Annotated in this window: 1 protein-coding gene; it reads left to right on the forward strand. The window is 69.5% G+C overall.

What is annotated here, in order from left to right:
• Nucleotides 1-886 (forward strand): DUF4118 domain-containing protein (locus JCM9942_RS17030; RefSeq protein ID WP_157723041.1); only part of this gene is annotated, 886 nt, incomplete at both ends.

Genomic DNA, 886 nt, shown 5'->3' on the forward strand with positions numbered 1-886 from the left:
GACGGTGGTGACCGTGCAGCACCGGCGCCCCGATGAGGCCACCCGCCGCGAGATCGACGCCGCCTTTGCGCTCGCCCGCCGGCTCGGTGGCGACGCCGAGCTGCTGCATGGGCCGGGCATCGCCGATGCGCTGCTGGATTACGCCGCGCACAACGCGGTGTCCTCACTGGTGCTGGGTCGTACCCGCGAACGCCCTTTCGCACGGATGCTCAACCAGACCCTGACCCAGCAGCTGATCCAGCGCGGCGCGCACTACGAGATCACCATCATCAGCACACCGCAGGCACGCGCCAATGCGCGTCGCTTCGGGCTGTCGCTTACCCCGGACAGCTGGGGCAAGGATGCCATGACGGCGGTGCTGGCCACCGCCGGCGCCTGCTTCGCCGCATGGCTGGGCGAACACTGGATAGGCCTGAGTGATCTGGCGATGGTGTTCATCGTCGCGGTGGTGCTGGTGGCCGCGCGCACCCGCATGAGCGCGGCGGTGCTGGCGGCGACGCTGTGCTTCCTCGCCTACAACTTCTTCTTCATCGCACCACGCTTCACCTTTGCGATCAGCGCGCGGCAAGGCGTGATCACCGTCTTCCTGTTCCTCGCCGCCGCACTGGTTGCCGGCCGCTTGGCATCGCGCCTGCGCATGCAGGTGGTGGCGCTGCGTGCGGCCAACCGCCATGCCAATGTGCGGCAGACGCTGGGGCGGCAACTGGTCGGTGCCACCGACAATGCCCAGGTCGCGCACGCCGGCCGGGTAGCACTGGAACAGGCATTGGATGCACCGGCCTGGGTACGGCTGGGTGCCGACACCAGTACCAGCGGCAGTGCCGCGCCCGGCGACACCGATCTGGCAGCGGCCGACTGGGCACTGCGTCATGGCCAGCCCGCCGGC

The sequence above is a fragment of the Stenotrophomonas pictorum JCM 9942 genome (genome assembly GCF_001310775.1).
Lineage (GTDB): Bacteria > Pseudomonadota > Gammaproteobacteria > Xanthomonadales > Xanthomonadaceae > Stenotrophomonas > Stenotrophomonas pictorum.